Source organism: Kaistia sp. MMO-174, from assembly GCF_037147815.1.
In the GTDB taxonomy this organism is placed as follows: Bacteria; Pseudomonadota; Alphaproteobacteria; order Rhizobiales; family Kaistiaceae; genus Kaistia; species Kaistia nematophila.
Genome location: NZ_JBBCUO010000007.1, coordinates 61,759 through 75,389, shown reverse-complemented (window position 1 = coordinate 75,389; position 13,631 = coordinate 61,759). Strand labels below are relative to the sequence as shown.

The following is a 13,631-nucleotide window of genomic DNA, read 5'->3' as shown; positions in this document are numbered from 1 at the left end:
CATGACGCTCGACAAGACCTCGCCCGACGAAGCCATCCTCCGCGCCCTATTCGACGCGGCGCTGGCGGCATCGCTGCCGGATGGCCGTTTCGCGGGCAGGCTCCCCATCGCGCCAAAGGGGCGGACGATCGTGCTCGGCGCCGGCAAGGGCGCGGCGCGGATGGTGCGGGCGTTCGAGGACGCCTGGGAGGCGGCCGGCAATCCGGCGCCGGAAGGGCTGGCCGTCACGCGCTATGGCCATGGCACGCCGACCCGCTTCGTCGAGGTCGTCGAGGCGGCGCATCCGGTTCCCGATGTCGCTGGCATGGCGGCGGCGCAGCGCATTCTCGATTATGCCGGCACGGCGGGGCCGGATGATCTCGTCGTCTTCCTGATGTCGGGCGGCGCCTCGTCGCTGCTGGCGCTGCCGGCGCCCGGGCTTACGCTGGAAGACAAGCAGGCGCTGAACCGCGCGCTGTTGAAGAGCGGCGCGCCGATCGGCGCCATGAACCGCGTCCGCAAGGCGCTGTCCGCCATCAAGGGCGGCCGTCTCGCCGCCGCCGCCGCGAAGGCGCGGAGGGTGACCTATCTCATCTCCGACGTGCCGGGCGATGATCCCGGCGCGATCGGCTCCGGCCCGACCATTCCCGAGGCTTCCGATCCCGAGGGGGCGCTTTCGATCCTCGCCGAATACGGCATCGCCATCGAGCCGCGCATCGAAGAGGCGATCCGCGCCAATGCGGTCGAGGCCGGCGCAGGCGGGACGGTCGAGATGCTGGCGACCCCGAAGATGGCGCTCGACGCGGCGGCGGAAGCGGCCCGCGCCATCGGCCTGACGCCGCTGGTGCTCGGCGATGCGCTGGAAGGCGAGGCGCGCGACGTCGCCCGCGTGCTGGCGGCGATCGCGACCTACGCGGCCGCGCACGACCAGCCGGTGGCAAAACCCTGCGTGATCCTCTCCGGCGGCGAAACCACTGTCACCGTGCGGGGGCAGGGCAGGGGCGGCCGCAACGCCGAGTTCCTGCTGGCGCTCGCCGTGGCGCTCGGCGGGCACGAGGGCATCGCGGCGATCGCGTGCGATACCGACGGCATCGACGGCTCCGAGGACAATGCCGGCGCCTGGATCGACGCCGGCATCCTGGCCGAGGCGAAGGCAAGCGGCATCGATCCAGTCGCGCGCCTCGCCGACAATGACGGCTATGGCTTCTTCGAGGCGCTCGGCCGGCTGGTCGTCACCGGCCCGACGCTGACAAACGTCAATGATTTCCGCGCGATCCTGGTGCGCTGAAGGCCTTTTTGCCGCCCGCGATCGTTCGGAATTCGATGCAATTCGTGTTGCAGGCGGGCCGCCCCGGCAGAGTCTTCGCAGCCGGAGCCCCCGTCCGTCTTGACGGAATGGCCCCCAATACCGATTTCTGGTCGAGATGGGCCATCATTGGGCCAAGATGACGCCTTGTTTGGGCGGCACTCTGGGGGCGGGTGGCAGTTCGACGGCGTTCCGGTCGAGAGGGTACGTGATGAGGCATCTGATCCTGGCGGGCGCTGCCCTGCTGGCGCTTTCGAGCGTGGCCTTCGCCGCGGACATCTCCTATGAGCCTCCGGCACCGGTCGCCCCCGCGGCGCCGACCGGCTTCGACTGGAACGGATTCTATGCCGGCGTGCATGGCGGCTATGGCTGGGGCAGCGGCACCAAGGACGCCGATTTCCTCGACAGCCTGAGCGGCGGCCTGTTCGGCGTGCAGGCCGGCTACAACTACCAGGTGAGCAATCCCTGGCTGGTCGGCTTCGAGACGGATATCGCCTATAGCGGGCTCAGCGACAGTGTCGGCGACACCGCGCTCGACCTGAACTGGATCGGCTCGACCACCGGCCGGATCGGCTTCACCTATGACAAGTGGCTGTTCTACGGCAAGGGCGGCGTCGCCTATGGCAATCTGGAGGCCAAGCAGGCCGGGCTCGGCAATGACAGCCAGTGGGCGATCGGCTGGACGGCCGGCGCCGGCGTCGAATATGGCTTCACCAAGAACCTGACGGGCCGCCTCGAATATGACTATGTCGATCTCGGCAAGAAGACGGTCTTCGAAGGCACCCCGGCCCAGTCCGAGGTCGGCGCGACCTCCAACGCCGTCAAGGCAGGCCTGAACTACAAGTTCTAGGCGGTTCGCCGGCTGCAACAACCTCCACCGTCATCCCGGCGAAAGCCGGGATCCATGGCAGAACACGCTCCTGCCGTGATCCGTCACGCGCGGTCCATTTTCATGGCCGTCTCCGAGCGCACCTCCCAGACAGACCGCTGCATGGATCCCGGCTTTCGCCGGGATGACGGCGCGCGTGGGGCGAGGCAGTCATCGAAGAAAAAAAGGCCCGGTCATGCCGGGCCTTTGTCATGTCGGGCCGTTGCCTCAGCCGTTCACATAGGGCTGCAGGAAGGCGAGGTCGGCGGCGCCGAGGCGGTCCTTGGCGGCGGCGACCTGGTGCCAGTAGGGATAGTTCAGCGGCAGCTGGCTGACCTTGTCGAGCCGGGCGCGCTCTTCGGCCGAAAGCTTCAGATCGGCGGCGGCGAGGTTGTCCTTGAACTGCGCGTCGGTGCGGCCGCCGATGATCACCGAGGTGACGCCGGGCCGGCCGAGCAGCCAGGCGAGCGCCACCTGCGCGCCGGAGACGCCGCGCGCGTCCGCGATCGAAACCAGCTCGTCGACGATGTCCCAGAGGCGATCCCAGTCGTGGATCGGCGGCTCGGTCCAGCCCTGCGACAGGCGGCTGTCCTTCGGGGTTTCCTTGTTGCGGCGATGCTTGCCCGAGAGCAGGCCGCCGGCGATCGGGCTCCAGACCAGGATGCCGAGCTTCTGGTCGATGGTGATCGGCACCAGCTCCTGCTCGGCCTCGCGCGCCTGCAGCGTGTAGTGGATCTGCTGCGAGATGAAGGGGATGCGGTTGTCGCGGCGGGCGATCTCCATCGCCTTCATGATGTGCCAGCCGGAATAGTTGGAGCAGCCGATGTAGCGCACCTTGCCCTGGCGGACGAGGCTGTCGAGCGCTTCCAGCGTCTCCTCCAGCGGCGTCACGCCGTCCCACTGGTGCACCTGGTAGAGGTCGATGACGTCGGTCTTCAGCCGCTTGAGGCTCGCCTCGCATTCGCGGATCAGGTGATAGCGCGACAGGCCGCGATTGTTGGGGCCGTCGCCGGTCGGGAAGCGCGCCTTGGTGGCGATCAGGACGTCGTTCTTGCGCTTGCCGCCGAGCGCGTCGCCGATGATCGCCTCGCAGTCGCCGGCCGAATAGACATTGGCGGTGTCGAGCAGGTTAACGCCGGCGTCGATCACCATGTCGATCTGGCGGCGTGCCTCGCCGACATCGGTGATGTTGCCGACCTTGGAGAAGTCACCCTTGGCGCCGAAGGTCATGGTGCCCATGGTGAGCACCGAGACCTTCAGTCCCGAATTGCCGAGTTGCCGATATTCCATCGTCCGCTCCCATTGTCGTTGCGGTGATTCCGCTGAAGTTTGACAGCACCGTCCTGCATTCGGACAGCGCTGTCAAAGCGGGAAAGGACGATCGCGGCGGCGCGTCAGACGGCGATGAGCGCCTTGATCAGGCCGCGCTTGTCGTGGCTCCAGACCGGCATGTCGGTCACGAGCCTGTCGAGCGTCGTGCTGTGCGTCGCCAGCGCGTCGAGCGGCACCTTGCCCGCCTTGATCGAGGCGACGACATGCTCGAAATCGACCTTGGTGGCGTTGCGGCTGCCGATCAGCATCATCTCGCGCTTGTGGAACTCCGGATCCGAGAACGAGATCCGGTCCTTGACGATCGAGACGAGGACGTAGGCGCCGCCATGCGCGACGAGGGCGAAGCCCGCCTCGATCGCCTGCGCGTTGCCGGTGGCGTCATAGACGACGTCGAAGCCGTCGCCGCCGGTCGCGTCCATCAGGGTCTTCTGCGCGTCCGGGCCGGTCAGCGCCGTATTCGGGAAGCCGAGCGTGTCGCGGGCGAAGGCGAGGCGCTCCTCGCTCGAATCGAGCAGCGTCACTTCGAGCCCGGCGATGCGGGCGAAGATCGCCACGCCGAGGCCGATCGGGCCGACGCCGACGACGAGCGCGCGGCCGCCTTCCGGCTGCGAGCGGCGGACGGCATGCGCGCCGATCGCCAGGAACTCGACCATCGCCGCGTCGCGCAGCGACAGGCCCTCGGCCGGGTAGAGATTGCCTTCCGGCATCACGATCTTCTCGGCCATGCCGCCATCGGTGTGGACGCCGAGCACCTGGATCGAGGTGCAGCAGTTCGGCTTGCCCTTGCGGCAGGCGACGCAATGGCCGCAGGCGATGTAGGGATTGACGACGACCGGGGTGCCGACCTGGAGCGCGACGCCGGGGCCGACGGCCGAGACGACGCCCGAGAGCTCATGGCCCATGACGCGCGGATATTCGAGGAAGGGGTGCTTGCCTTCGAAGATGTGATAGTCGGTGCCGCAGATGCCGACATGCTTGATGTCGACCGTGGCCCAACCGGCGGCAGGCGCTTCCGGGTCGGGCCGCTCGACGAATTCCAGCCGCCCCGGTTCCACGCAGATCACGCTTTTCATGAAGTCCTCTTCGACATCGTCCCCAGTCACGATGGTCCTAGAGCTTTTCCGGGCCGCAGGGAAACGGGGAAACGCGCCGGCATCGCTTCCGGCCGCATTTTTCCGCGCTTGCACCGCTTGCCCGGAACGAATGGTGGGATTGCAACCACTGCGCTTCCCGCCTGCGTTGTTCGCGCGTATCGTCCGCAACGCGATCTCCCGGGCCGGACGGCGAGCCGGGCCGCTCGAGGGATCGATATCGACACGAAAGCATTGTCCGAAGTTAGTTTCGTCGATTTGAAAAGGAAAAAGCGATGGCGCCCCTGAAATCCTCGATTGACCTGAAGTCCAACACCAAGACCGCCTCGATCGAGCTGCTGAATGCCGTGCTGGCGGAAGGCATCGATCTCGCCCTGGTGACCAAGCAGGCGCACTGGAACCTGAAGGGTCTGCAGTTCATCGCCATTCACGAGATGCTCGACACGTTCCGCGCCGATCTCGACGACCATGTCGACACGGTGGCCGAACGCGTGGCGCAGCTCGGCGGCTTCGCGCTCGGCACCGTCCAGGCGGTCGCCTCGGCAACGAAGCTGAAGCCCTATCCGACCGATATCTCGGCGATCAAGGATCACCTGGCGCAGCTGATCGATCACTATGCGCAGGTCGCGAACGAGGTCCGCAAGGGCATCGACAAGGCCGCCGATATCGGCGACGCCGACACCGCAGATATCCTGACTGCCTTCTCGCGCAGCCTCGACAAGTCGCTCTGGTTCCTGGAATCGCACCGCGAGGTCTAGCCGGCGGCGCGGCCGCGCGATGTTCGCCACGCCGTCGCCGGCCGCCCAAAAACAAAGCCCGCCAACTGGCGGGCTTTGTCGTCTTGAGCCTTTGGTCCCGGCCTAGTAGGGCGAGACGCACTGGCGGCGCGGGCCGCTGTTCGGCTGGAAGGTGTTGTCCGAGGCGCGATAGGACCGATACCGGTTGGCGCACCACTCGTAATGGGCCGAACTGTAGCCGCCGCTGCTGTAGTTGTAGCTCGGCTGCGTGACCGCGGATCCGACGGCCGCGCCGACGCCGAACGCCGCAAGCGGATACCACCAGCCATTATAGTAGCGATATCCCGGCCGGTAGTAATTGTAGCCGTGATAGCCGTTCCAATAGCCGGGGCGATAGCCAGGACGATAGCCCGGGTGGCCCGGACGATAACCCGGGTGGCCCGGACGATAGCCGGGATGGTTTCCGTTCCAGCCCGGTCCGCCGGGGCGGTGGCCCGCGTTGGGCGGACGGCCATGGTGGCCCGACGGCCGCCGACCGCGCTTGATTTCCTTGTGGCCGCCGCCGTGACGAACCTGGATCAGGTCTTCGTTGGGCTGCGCGCTCACGCCGAGGTCGGGGACGACCAGCGGTGCCGCCTGGATCGGCGCGGATGCCGAGGCGAAGAAGGCAATGGCCAAGGCGCCACCGCACAGTTTGCCGAGAATCTTGGTCAAAGCGATGAATCCTCTTCTTGAGACAATTGATCGTCTTAAACTCTCCAGCGAAAATTAGACTTGGCTGATCGATGGTCAAGCCACCACCGATAAAAATCGCAACTGTCGATCGATGGTGCTGTTGCAGTGCAACGCGTCCCGTCCCTTGCGTCTATTGCCGGAGGGAACCGAAATCGATTGCGCTCGCGCCGGCGACAACATCCCTCCATGCGCAGGGTGGCGTGGCGAGTGCGGCATGGCGGCACGGGCGACTCTGTTTCGCCCGTTGAACCGGGACGCGCCACGGCCTATCCATGGCGGGCCGGCGGCCCCTTGCGACGCCACGTCGGGTGCGGCAGCCCGGCACGACCTGGAACGACACCACGAGACGCGATATGGCGAGCATCGAGGCGGCAATGACCGAGCCACAGTCTTCCCACGCGTTTCGCGCTTCGAGCGAAGCCGCCTGGCGCGAACTGGCGGTGAAGGCGATCAAGGGCGCCGATTTCGAGGCGAAGCTGGTGTCGCGCACCGCCGACGGCATTCGCATCGAGCCGCTCTATCCGAAGGCGCCGGGGCTTCATGCCCGGCCGGTCCGCGCCACGCTCGGCGACTGGCGCGTTGTCCAGCGCATCGATCTTCCGGACGCCGATGCCGCGAGCGTGCAGGCGCTCGAAGACCTGAACAATGGCGCGAGCGGCCTGGCGCTGGTCTTTTCCGATGCGGTTTCCGCGCGAGGCTTCGGCCTTGCCGCCGCCGACGAGCGCACTGTCGCGGCGGCGCTCGACGGCGTCATGCTCGACCTTGTGTCGCTGCGCATCGAGGCGGGGCGTTCGGCGGCCGAGGCGGCGCGCTCCGTGCTGGCGCTGGCGCGCGGCCAGGGCCTCGATCTCGACAGCCTCCGCCTCGATCTCGGCATCGACCCGTTCTCGGTGCTGGCGGCGGAAGGCGGCGCGGTCGACGCGGCAATCGACGCGGCGGCGGCGCTGGCGGTTTCCTTCGGTCCCGAGGCGAAGGCCCGCATCCTCCGCGCCGACGGCCGCGTCTTCCATGATGCCGGCGCCTCCGAGGCACAGGAATTGGCGCTGACGATTTCCGCCGCGCTGGCCGGCCTGCGTGGGCTGGATGCGCGCGGCCTGCCGCTTGAGGTCGGGCGGAAGCGGATTTCCTTCCTGCTCGTCGCCGATGCAGACGAATATCTGTCGATCGCGAAATTCCGCGCGCTGCGACGGCTCTCGGCGCGGGTCGAGGCCGCCTGTGGCCTGACGCCGGAGCCCGTCCAGCTCGCGGCCGAAACCAGCTTCCGCATGACGACCCGGCACGACGCCTATGTGAACATGCTGCGCGGAACGGCTGCAGCATTTTCCGCCGGGCTTGGCGGCGCCGACAGCGTCGCGGTGCTGCCCTTCACGCTGCCGCTCGGCCTGCCCGACGCCGGCGCGCGGCGGATCGCCCGCAACACGCAGACGATCCTGCTGGAGGAATCCGGCCTCGGCCATGTCTTCGACCCGGCCGCCGGCGCCGGCGGCTTCGAGGCGCTGACCGACGCGCTCTGCGAAAAGGCCTGGGCCCTCTTCCAGCAGATCGAGCGCGAGGGCGGCCTCGCGGCGGCGCTTGCCTCCGGCTGGGTCGCGGCGGAAATCCGCGCCGTCGCCGAGAAACGCGAGCGCGACATCCGCCGCCGCAAGTTGCCGATCACCGGCACCAGCGAATTCCCCGACCTGGCCGAGGCGCCGATCCTGGTGCTCCAGCCGGCCCCCGCCGCACCGCATGGCGGCGACGATCCGGCCCGGCTCGTCGCGCACCGCACCGCCGAGCCATTCGAGCAATTGCGCGGCCGCGCCGACGCCCTGGCCGAGGTGACGGGCCGCCGCCCGGCCGTCTTCCTGGCGACGCTCGGCAAGCCGGCCTCGTTCAGCGCCCGCGCCGGCTTCGCCAGGGGCGTGTTCGAGGCGTCCGGCATCCTGGCGGCGATGAATGACGGCTTCGCCTCGCTCGACGCGATGATCGAGGCGGCCCGCGCTGCCGGGGCTGCAGCGGCCTGCCTCTGCTCTTCCGACGAGGTCTATGAGTGCGAGACCGGCCATGCGAGCTATGAGGGCGAGACGCTGGCCGAGGAAGCGGCGCGGCGGCTGGTCGAGGCCGGGTTTTCGCATGTCGTGCTCGCCGGCCGGCCGGGCGAGCGCGAGGCGGCCTATCGCCATGCCGGCATCGAGGCTTTTCTTTACGCCGGCGCCGATGTGCTGGACTATCCGGGGCGGCTGCTCGACCGGATCGAGGCGATGACATGACCCGCATTCCCGATTTTTCGACCGTTCCCTTCGCCGACGCGCCGCTGACGGTCCCGACGGAAGGGGCTTCCTGGCAGACGCCGGAGGCGATCGCGGTCAAGCCGGTCTACACCGCCGCCGACCGCGAGGGGCTGGAGGCGGTCGACAGCTTCCCGGGCACCGCGCCGTTCCTGCGCGGTCCCTATCCGACCATGTATGTGAACCAGCCCTGGACGATCCGCCAATATGCCGGGTTCTCCACGGCGGAGGACTCGAACGCCTTCTACCGGCGCAACCTCGCCGCCGGCCAGAAGGGGCTTTCGGTCGCCTTCGACCTCGCCACCCATCGCGGCTATGACAGCGACCATCCGCGCGTCGCCGGCGATGTCGGCATGGCGGGGGTGGCGATCGACTCGATCTACGACATGCGCACGCTGTTCTCCGGCATCCCGCTCGACCGGATGAGCGTGTCGATGACGATGAATGGCGCGGTGCTGCCGATCCTGGCGCTCTATATCGTCGCGGCGGAAGAGCAGGGCGTCAGCCCGGACAAGCTCTCCGGGACCATCCAGAACGACATCCTGAAGGAGTTCATGGTCCGCAACACCTATATCTACCCGCCGGAACCGTCGATGCGGATCATCTCCGACATCTTCGCCTACACGTCGCAGCACATGCCGAAGTTCAATTCGATCTCGATTTCCGGCTATCACATGCAGGAAGCGGGCGCGACGCAGGACCTGGAGCTCGCCTATACGCTCGCCGACGGCGTCGAATATATCCGCGCCGGCCTCAAGGCCGGACTCGACATCGACCAGTTCGCGCCGCGGCTGTCGTTCTTCTGGGCGATCGGCATGAACTTCTTCATGGAAGTCGCCAAGATGCGCGCCGCCCGGCTGATCTGGGCGAAGCTGGTGAAGGAGTTCCATCCGAAGAACGACAAGTCGCTGGCGCTGCGGACCCATTGCCAGACCTCGGGCTGGTCGCTCGCGGCGCAGGACGTCTTCAACAATGTCGTCCGCACCACGGTCGAGGCGATGGCGGCGACACAGGGCCACACCCAGTCGCTGCACACCAATGCGCTCGACGAGGCGCTGGCGCTGCCGACCGATTTCTCCGCCCGCATCGCCCGCAACACCCAGCTCTTCCTGCAGCAGGAAAGCGGCACGACGCGGATCATCGATCCCTGGGGCGGCTCCTATTATGTCGAGGCGCTGACGGCGCAACTGGCGACACGCGCCATGGCGCATATCGAGGAAGTCGAAAAGCTCGGCGGCATGGCGAAGGCGATCGAGGCCGGCATCCCGAAACTCCGCATCGAGGAAGCGGCGGCGAAGACGCAGGCGCGCATCGACTCGGGCAAGCAGACCGTGGTCGGCGTCAACAAGTACCGCCTCGACGACGAGCCGGCGGTCGACGTGCTGAAGGTCGACAATTCCGCCGTCCGCGCCCGCCAGATCGAGAAGCTGCGCCAGTTGCGGGCCGAGCGCGATCCGGCCGCGGTCGAGGCGAGCCTCGCGGCGCTGGCCTCCTCGGCGCGCTCGGGCGAGGGCAATCTGCTGGCGCTCGCGGTCGACGCCGCCCGCGCCAAGGCGACCGTCGGCGAGATCTCGACGGCGCTGGAAAAGGCCTGGAAGCGCCATAAGGCGGTGATCAAGGTCAATACGGGCGTCTATCGCGAGGGCTTCGGCGCGCAGGACGCGCCGATCGAGCGGCTGTCGTCGCTGGTCTCGGAGTTCACCCATGACGAGGGCCGGCCGCCGCGCATCCTCGTCGCCAAGATGGGTCAGGACGGGCACGACCGCGGCCAGAAGGTGATCGCCACCGCCTTCGCCGATATCGGCTTCGACGTCGTCATCGGCCCGCTTTTCGCCACGCCGGAGGAGGTCGCGGCGCATGCGATCGCGGAACAGGTGCATGTCGTCGGCGTCTCGTCGCTCGCCGCCGGCCATCTGACCCTCGTGCCGGAGCTGAAGGCCGAGCTGGCGCGGCAGGGCCGGCCGGACATCATGATCGTCGTCGGCGGCGTCATCCCGCCGCAGGATTTCGAGGCGCTGATCGAGGCCGGCGCGGCGGCGATCTTCCCGCCCGGAACGCCGGTGACGGCCGCCGCCGCCGATCTCCTGGAAAAGCTGCGCGGCCATCTCGGCTTCGCGCAGAAACATCCCTCCGCCTATGTCTGACCGGGCGGGGAGGGCGGCCTGATGTTGCTTCGCCCTTCCAGCCTGGCCGCGCTGCTTCTTGTCGGCGCGATGCTGCTCCCCTTCGCGGCGCGGGCGGCGGAGGAGACGACGGTGCAGACGCTCTGCCGGCTGATCGAGACGGCGGCCGACGCCGAGGGACTGCCGCGCGATTTCTTCACGAGGCTGATCTGGCGCGAGTCGAGCTTTCGCCCGCATGTGACGAGCGGCGCCGGCGCGCAGGGCATTGCGCAGTTCATGCCGGGCACGGCGGAGGAACAGGGGCTGGACGACCCGTTCGATCCGGAACTGGCGATTCCCGCCTCGGCCAAGTATTTGAGAAGTCTGAAGGAACGGTTTGGAAACCTCGGTCTCGCAGCTGCAGCATACAATGCCGGGCCGACCCGGCTGGCGCGCTGGATCGAGCGCGGCGGCTACCTGCCGATGGAGACGGAGGACTATGTCGCCTTCATCACCGGCCGCAGCGTGCAGGACTGGAAGGGCGGCGAGATCGAGACGCTCGATGCGCCGGGATCGCCGAAGCCCGACGGCAAGGCCGAGCCCGGCGCGCCGGAGCCGCGACCGTCCGACCCGCGACCGATCGAGGCGCGAAACGACGATCCGAATCCGGCCAGGAAGAAGGCGGCCGCCGCCGCCAGCGCCGAGCCGAAGGCCAGGGATTGCGTGACGCTGGTGGCGGCGATCCGCGCCTACCGGCCGTCGCTGATCGAGGGCGCCTACGCGCCGTTCGGCGTCCAGCTTTCCGGCAATTTCTCCAAGAGCATCGCCATCGCTTCCTATCATCGCCAGGTGGCGCGCTATCCCTCGCTGCTCGAGGGCAAGCCGACGCTGATCCTCGGCTCGCGCATCGCCGGCCGCGGCCGCCGCGCCTTCTATCGCGTCCGCCTGCCGGCCGACACGCTCGCCAAGGCCAACCAGATCTGCAACGCGCTGCAAAGGCTGGGCGGGGCGTGCGTGGTGCTGCGGAACTGAGGGGGTAGACCCTCACCCCAGCCCTGTCCCGCGCGGGAGAGGGGGCTGTCGAGCTTGGTCCCGACGTTGAAGTCGCGCCGGCCCAAAGCCCTCGCCCGCTTGCGGGAGAAGGTTGGGTGAGGGGCTTGCCTGGATGACGAAAAAATCCGGAAGGCTCGCGCCTCCCGGATCCTGTTTCAGTTCAGGCTTCGATCAGCCCTTGTTGGGCTCGATCTTGGCGGCGATGAACTTGAAGTTCGACCACCACCACCACGGGCCTTCATAGTAGTTGTCGGCGCTCGGGTAGTTCTTCCAGTAGGTCTCGTTCACCGGAACGAACTTCGAGGTGCCGAACATCTCGATCGAGGGCAGGCCCTTGACCAGGTCCTTCAGCATCTCGGTGCCGAGCGGCACGATCTGCGGATCGTCGGCCGGGATCGAGCGCAGCGTGTCGATCTTGGCCGAGAGCACCTCGTCGACATAGCGGCCCTGGTTGGAGGAAGCCGCCGTGCCGTTCGGGCGGACATAGTCCTTGTGCCAGCCTTCGAGGCGGACGAACGGGTCCGGCACGATGCCGCACGAGGCGCCCCAATAGGAACCGACCTCGTAGTTGCCGGTGTTCTCGGCGGTGAAGAACGGGCCGTCCTGCATCTGCTGCACCTTGGCGTCGATGCCGAAGGCGGCCCATTCATTGGCGGCGGCGAAGGCCAGGCGCTGCGACTGCACCTCGAAATCGGCCGGCGCCAGGATGTTGATGACCCACGGCTTCCCGTCCGGCAGCAGCCACTTGTCGCCTTCCTTCTTGAAACCCTGGGCTTCCAGCATCTTGGTCGCCTGTTCCGGGTCGAACTTCCACCAGCCGACGCCGAGCAGGTCGCGCAACTGGTCCGGATCGGTCGGGATCGCCTCGACGCCCTCCGACCGCAGCTGTTCGCCGAGCTTGACGGCATAGTCCGGATCGAACGGCTTGTAGCCGTCGGCGAGCGCGAACTCCTTCAGCCAGGGCACCATCGGCTTGTGATAGGTGTCCATCAGCACCTTGGTCGGGGGCAGGGCCAGCGGCGAGGCGCGCAGCATGCCGGAGAAGGTGGCGATCGATGCCTGCTGCAGGTTCATCGCCAGCGCCAGCGCCCAGCGCGTCTCTGCCTTGTCATAGGGCGGCTTCGAGGTGTTGAAGTGGATGCCGCGCTCGCAGGGATCGTCGAGGTTGGCATAGGGGAAGCCCTTGAACCACGCCTGGACCTTCGGGTTCTGCTTCTGCAGGATATCGAGGCTTTCCGGCGAGATGTCCGTCAGGATGTCCATCTGGTTCTGCGCCATGGCGAGGACGCGCTTTTCCTCGGTGCCATAGGAGCGGAACAGCACATATTGTGCCTTCGGCTCGCCGACGATCTGGCCGACATCCGAATTCTTCCAGTCGTCGCGCTTCTCCCAGAGGAACCACGATCCGTTCGGATCCGAGCTCTTGTACTTGTAGGCGCTGATCGTCACCGGCGGGAAGTTGGTGAACGTGGCCGGGTCTTCCTTTTCCCATATGTGCTTGGGCACGACATGGAACGGGTTGCCGTAGATCAGCGAGCCGAGGACGAGCGACAGGCGCGGAGTCGGTTTGGTCGTCTCGATCTCGATCGTGTGGTCGTCGACCTTGGTGAAGCCCTTGATCGCGGCCTTGAAGGCGGCGCTGTAGGCGATCGAGTCCGTCTTGGCGATCATGTCGGCCGTGAACACCACGTCGTCGGCGGTGAACGGCTTGCCGTCGCTCCAGGTCAGGCCCTCGCGCAGCTTGACGCGGAACTTGGTGTAGTTGTCGTTGAGCGGCTCCGGCATCGTGGCGGCGAGGTCGGGGATCTGCTTGCCCGAGGCGGTGTCGATGTCCCACATCAGGGCCGACGCCATCTGGTGCATGCCCTGGTTGATGGTGACGCCCTGCTGGTAGGGGTTCATCGTTCCGGGGTTGGCGACGCGGGCGTTCAGCATGTCGACGATCAGGGTCTGATCGCGCGGCGTGCCGACATCGGTCGTCTCCTGGCTGAAGGCGGGCGCCGCCGTCAGCATGGTGCTCGTCATGAACAGCGCGGCGCCGAGCACGGCGATGCCGCGGCGGCGTGGGTGCCTGGAAATCTCGGTCATGCGTTTCCTCCTCGATTGCGTGGTGTAGTCCGGCAGTCGGACGTCGGATCGTCGAGGCGAGGCTTCTGTCTCA

10 protein-coding genes are annotated in these 13,631 nt (G+C 67.4%); 6 read left to right on the top strand and 4 right to left on the bottom strand.

Features of this window, described 5'->3' with window-relative positions; translation table 11 throughout:
• Position 1: 1 nt before the first annotated feature.
• Together WFK98_RS23890 and WFK98_RS23885 are read left to right on the top strand one after the other, a co-directional pair.
• Positions 2-1,267, top strand: coding sequence for a glycerate kinase type-2 family protein (locus tag WFK98_RS23890; RefSeq protein ID WP_336802044.1), 1,266 nt, complete (start codon positions 2-4; stop codon positions 1,265-1,267).
• Positions 1,268-1,496: 229 nt separating this feature from the next.
• Complete coding sequence (locus tag WFK98_RS23885; RefSeq protein WP_266337266.1) at positions 1,497-2,135, top strand: outer membrane protein; 639 nt, start codon at positions 1,497-1,499, stop codon at positions 2,133-2,135.
• A gap of 246 nt (positions 2,136-2,381) precedes the next feature.
• Here WFK98_RS23885 and WFK98_RS23880 read toward each other — a convergent pair whose 3' ends face one another.
• Positions 2,382-3,443: an aldo/keto reductase gene (locus WFK98_RS23880; RefSeq protein ID WP_266337267.1), complete on the bottom strand. Its 1,062-nt coding sequence runs from the start codon at positions 3,441-3,443 to the stop codon at positions 2,382-2,384.
• 104 nt (positions 3,444-3,547) lie between these two features.
• The gene (locus tag WFK98_RS23875) at positions 3,548-4,558 is read right to left on the bottom strand and encodes a zinc-binding alcohol dehydrogenase family protein (protein WP_266337268.1); all 1,011 of its coding nucleotides are present in this window, start codon (positions 4,556-4,558) and stop codon (positions 3,548-3,550) included.
• A gap of 293 nt (positions 4,559-4,851) precedes the next feature.
• Between WFK98_RS23875 and dps the strand changes: the two genes are divergently transcribed.
• Positions 4,852-5,334, top strand: coding sequence for a DNA starvation/stationary phase protection protein Dps (gene dps, locus WFK98_RS23870; RefSeq protein WP_266337269.1), 483 nt, complete (start codon positions 4,852-4,854; stop codon positions 5,332-5,334).
• Between the two features lie 102 nt (positions 5,335-5,436).
• Here dps and WFK98_RS23865 read toward each other — a convergent pair whose 3' ends face one another.
• Positions 5,437-6,027 (bottom strand): BA14K family protein, encoded by a 591-nt coding sequence (locus WFK98_RS23865; RefSeq protein WP_442907478.1) that lies wholly within the window; start codon positions 6,025-6,027, stop codon positions 5,437-5,439.
• Positions 6,028-6,422: 395 nt separating this feature from the next.
• Between WFK98_RS23865 and WFK98_RS23860 the strand changes: the two genes are divergently transcribed.
• Genes WFK98_RS23860 through WFK98_RS23850 form a run of 3 tightly spaced genes read left to right on the top strand, consistent with a single transcriptional unit; the run spans position 6,423 to position 11,449 of the window.
• The gene (locus WFK98_RS23860; RefSeq protein WP_336802043.1) at positions 6,423-8,297 is read left to right on the top strand and encodes a methylmalonyl-CoA mutase subunit beta; all 1,875 of its coding nucleotides are present in this window, start codon (positions 6,423-6,425) and stop codon (positions 8,295-8,297) included.
• Positions 8,294-10,459 carry a methylmalonyl-CoA mutase gene (gene scpA / locus WFK98_RS23855; RefSeq protein ID WP_336802042.1) on the top strand — a complete coding sequence of 722 codons (2,166 nt, stop codon included), beginning with the start codon at positions 8,294-8,296 and terminating at the stop codon, positions 10,457-10,459. Before WFK98_RS23860 ends, scpA begins: the two co-directional genes overlap by 4 nt.
• A 21-nt stretch (positions 10,460-10,480) precedes the next feature.
• Positions 10,481-11,449 carry a lytic transglycosylase domain-containing protein gene (locus WFK98_RS23850; RefSeq protein WP_336802041.1) on the top strand — a complete coding sequence of 323 codons (969 nt, stop codon included), beginning with the start codon at positions 10,481-10,483 and terminating at the stop codon, positions 11,447-11,449.
• A gap of 192 nt (positions 11,450-11,641) precedes the next feature.
• Here WFK98_RS23850 and WFK98_RS23845 read toward each other — a convergent pair whose 3' ends face one another.
• Complete coding sequence (locus WFK98_RS23845) at positions 11,642-13,558, bottom strand: ABC transporter substrate-binding protein (protein WP_336802040.1); 1,917 nt, start codon at positions 13,556-13,558, stop codon at positions 11,642-11,644.
• Positions 13,559-13,631 lie beyond the last annotated feature (73 nt).